At 40.5% G+C, this 4,190-nt stretch carries 4 protein-coding genes; 1 reads left to right on the top strand and 3 read right to left on the bottom strand.

Annotation, left to right across the window (positions count from 1 at the left end; all coding sequences use genetic code 11):
• Together H5072_RS13010 and H5072_RS13005 are read right to left on the bottom strand one after the other, a co-directional pair.
• Positions 1–856, bottom strand: an 856-nt coding sequence (locus H5072_RS13010; RefSeq protein WP_182693755.1) for a hypothetical protein, incomplete at its 3' end; no start/stop codon positions are given.
• The gene (locus H5072_RS13005) at positions 846–1,469 is read right to left on the bottom strand and encodes a methylamine utilization protein (RefSeq protein WP_182693754.1); all 624 of its coding nucleotides are present in this window, start codon (positions 1,467–1,469) and stop codon (positions 846–848) included. The genes H5072_RS13010 and H5072_RS13005, both read right to left, overlap by 11 nt.
• A 158-nt stretch (positions 1,470–1,627) precedes the next feature.
• On the opposite strand from H5072_RS13005, the gene H5072_RS13000 reads away from it, so the two are divergent.
• A complete protein-coding gene (locus tag H5072_RS13000) occupies positions 1,628–3,670 on the top strand; it encodes a glycoside hydrolase family 97 protein (protein ID WP_182693753.1) in 2,043 nt (680 codons plus the stop codon).
• A 19-nt stretch (positions 3,671–3,689) separates the two neighbouring features.
• Here the strand turns inward: H5072_RS13000 and H5072_RS12995 are convergent.
• The coding region (locus H5072_RS12995; protein ID WP_259395944.1) for an ATP-binding protein at positions 3,690–4,190 on the bottom strand (501 nt) is incomplete at its 5' end.

Below are 4,190 nucleotides of genomic sequence, written 5' to 3'. Positions count from 1 at the left end.
AAGCGGCGCTTGTAAAGCGAGTATCCCAAGCATACTGCCCTGTACTAATATTAAGTGTGGTTGGGTCACCGTTATTGTTGTAATAATAAATTCGAAATTGTGATTTTTTTAAGTAATCCCAGTGTACGCCAGCGTAATAGCCAAAACGTCCGTCTACTTCTTCAAACGGTAAAACCTGATTAGCTTGCCAGCGTAATTCATACGTATTTAATGCCGCTATAGGCGCAAATTTAACACTTTCGTTAAATGTAGTTTGCCTATCGTGTAATGCAAAACCACGCCAAGCAAGTAAAGTACCGGCAGGGTCATTGCCTTTAAATGTAGCACCTACAAAACTAAAGCTATGAGCGCTGTTAAAACGTTTTGCTGGGCGCTTAATAGTTACCTCTGCGCCAACAGTGCGTACTTCCTCGCCTATCCAGCTATTAATAGCTGAGTTTGTATAGTTATAAGGAGAAGTCCATCCTATATCAGGGTTTTCAAGCGACATAAGTGGATAAAAGCCCCCTACACGCACATGCCATTTATAGTTGCTGTTAGATAGCGGCTGATACTTTATATAAGCTTGCGTAAAACCAAGGCCAACGTCAGGATCTTGATTCGCATTTAACACCCCATGAGCCGACCAACTAGATGCTAAATCAACATTAAAATCTAAAATACCTTGGGATAAAATAAGTTCGTCGCTTTTAGTATCGTGCCGATATAGCCCAAGGCCGCCCTCTTGGAAGCTACGTGTATCGTCACCCTGCACGGCTCTAATTTGTATCAAGCCTTTTACTTGTGCATACAATGCATTACTAAAACATAAAGCACCGGCTAAAAATATCAGCCTCGTTAAACGATTAATAGTCATCAAATTCATCCGTAGCAAAGTCAATTTGCTCCGCAATTTCCTGCTTTACTTTATAAGTGATCGGGTTAGTAGCCACAGTAATAGTTTGAGATTCAACCTTACTAATATCACTAAACCCAGAATGCCAAACACTTAACGTGTATTCGCCTACATTGGCATTTAAATCAACATGACCATTTTCATCAGTGATTGCAAAAATAGTACTATCGACCACCACAATATAACCTAACATCCAATCATGAATATTACAGCCAAGCTCAACAACCCCTGTTTGATCAAAAGTAATGGGCGCTTTTGGGTGCTCCTTATATAGCTTTAATTCAAATGTTTTAGCTTTAGAAAATGAATAAACATGATGCATGATTGAGTCCGCATTCGGAAACTCTACCTTTGCATTTTGTGGGACAACTAAAATACGCGGCTTAAATTCTCGATTTTGCTGGGTCATCGCATAAGGTGCTTCTGGAGGAATAACGTTAGAGGAATCTCCTGCAGTTAGCCACACAACAGCATTAGGTAATGGGCCATTATTAGCATTTTTAATTGTAATATTTGCTGCAAAAACTCCAGTACTAGCACTTAGTAAAAATACACAAAGTAAGCTTTTTATCATTTTCTTGTCGCTATTATCAATTTGTTTACATTATAGACCGATTAAGCCACCAAATTCTTTCTATTTTTTAAAACATTGAATACGTATGTAGGCAGTCGTATTAATCATCAACAGTCATTATCCTTAAATGTCACCACCGACTCATCTAAGGACACACCATGAGAATCCCTGCACTTGTGCTTTTAGCCTTTGCTAGTAATAGCTACGGACAAACTGTAGAGCTAAAATCGCCAGACACACAAATAACAGTAAGCATCTCTGACGAAAACAACACGCCAAGCTACGCAATAAAATTTAAAAACAAAGCGGTTATAAACAAATCTTTACTGGGGTTTGAATTTAAAACACAAGCGGCCTTTAGCGACGGTTTTAAAATTAAAAGCATTGAACAACAAAGCGTTAACTCGCAGTGGCAACAACCTTGGGGCGAACGCCAAAACGTTGTTGACGAATATAACGAAGTAGCCGTTACCTTTACAAAAAACGAGCCAAATAAAGGTACCTACACTATTCGATTTAAAGCATTTGATAGTGGTGTAGGTTTTAGATACGAAGTGCCACAACAAACCGGCTTCGAACATACAGAAATAACCAAAGAGCTGACTGAGTTTGCAATAAACAATAGCCATGATGCAACAGCATGGTGGATACCTGCTCGTGGCTGGAACCGCTACGAATATGTTTACAACACTACTCCACTTAACGAAGCTCCACTAGCTCACACACCATTTACGTTTAAAACAAGTGACGGTACTCATATTAGTATTCATGAAGCCGCTCTTGTTGATTATGCGGGTATGGTGCTTAATCAGCGCCGTCCAGGCACATTTACAGCAGACTTAACCCCTTGGTCAGATGGTATTGCCGTTAAAAAGCAAGGCGCTTTTAAAACACCATGGCGCACCATTCAAATAGCCGACAGCGCTGTTGGCCTAGTTAATTCAGATATAATACTAAATTTAAACGAGCCTAATAAACTCGGTGACGTGTCGTGGGTTAAACCTGGCAAATACGTCGGTATTTGGTGGGGTATGCATATAAACACGCAAACTTGGGGTAGCGGTAAAAAACACGGCGCCACTACGCAAACCACAAAATACTATATGGATTTTGCAGCGCAGTATGGTTTTGATGGCGTACTCGTTGAAGGCTGGAATATTGGCTGGGATGGCGATTGGTACTTTAATGGCGATGTATTTAACTTTACCAAACCGTACGACGATTTTGATATAACAGCGCTTGCTCAATACGGCAAAGAAAAAGGCGTACATCTCATTGGCCATCACGAAACATCAGGCAATGTAAGCAACTACCGAGACCAAATGGAAGATGCCTTTACACTTTACGAAAAGTCAAACGTCAGCCAAGTAAAAACAGGTTATGTAGCCGATGGCGGAAATATAAAACGTATAGACAAAAACGGTATTGCGCGCCATGAATGGCATGACGGCCAATTTATGGTTAACGAATACCTTTATAACGTAAAGCTTGCGGCTAAACATAAAATTAGCATTAATACTCACGAGCCAATTAAAGATACAGGCCTGCGCCGTACTTACCCAAACTGGATCGCGCGCGAAGGTGCACGCGGGCAAGAATACAATGCATGGGGTTCACCACCTAACCCACCAGAACACGTACCAATGCTTGCCTTTACCCGCATGCTTGCAGGACCAATGGACTTTACGCCAGGTATTTTTGATATGAGCTTTAATGGTTTAGGAGGCGATACAAACCGCCCACAAACTACACTTGCCAAACAACTTGCACTTTATGTTGTGTTGTATAGCCCAATTCAAATGGCTGCCGACTTACCTAAAAACTATTTGGCTAAGCCCGACGCATTTCAATTTATTCAAGACGTACCAACAGATTGGCAGCAAAGTATTGCCCTTGATGGCGAAGTAGGCGACTTTATTGTATTTGCCCGTAAAGAACGTAAAAGCACTAAATACTCAGGAAACGATTGGTACCTAGGTGCTGTTACTGACGAGAAAGCCAGAACAATTGAGGTAAAGCTCGACTTTTTAGAGCAAGGTAAAAAGTTTGAAGCACAAATTTATAAAGATGGTAAAAACGCAGAGTGGAAAAACAATCCGTACAATATAGCTATCGAAAAACGTATTGTGACTACAAACGATAAACTTACGCTTAAACTGGCCACCAGTGGCGGTACTGCTATTCGCTTTAAAGCACTTTAATACAATAAAACCCCTGCATTTATTGTACAGGGGTTGATACCTTGATTGGCAAATATACTTGTGCACTTAAACCGCCTTCTGGGCGGTTTTCTAGTTTTACTTTACCGTCATGCATATCAACAATGCGTTTAATAATGGCAAGGCCTAAGCCACTACCTTCACTTCCGCGAGCTGCATCGCCTTGTTTAAAGGGCTCAAACACAGACTCTAGTTCGTTTTCAGGAATGCCGGGGCCATTATCGTTTACAGCGATAACTACATACTTTTTGTTTGAATTAAAGTAGCTAAGTACTTCAATATCGCCCTCAGAATAACGCAGCGCATTACCAATCATGTTGGTAATTACACGTTTAATAGCTACAGAGCTTAACGGTATATTGCCTATATTTGGATTACTTTTAAACGTAATAGTACGTTGATGCTGAAGCTCAGAATTAACAACCTCGGCAACTAAAGCATTTATATCTTCGCAGCTTAGTTCTTCACGTTTATGGTGGCGTAAATACTCAATAAACTGATC

The sequence above is a fragment of the Pseudoalteromonas sp. SR45-5 genome, assembly GCF_014163565.1.
Taxonomy (GTDB): Bacteria; Pseudomonadota; Gammaproteobacteria; order Enterobacterales; family Alteromonadaceae; genus Pseudoalteromonas; species Pseudoalteromonas distincta.
Note: the sequence above shows the minus strand (reverse complement) of the source record. Positions and strands in the feature narration are given on the sequence as shown.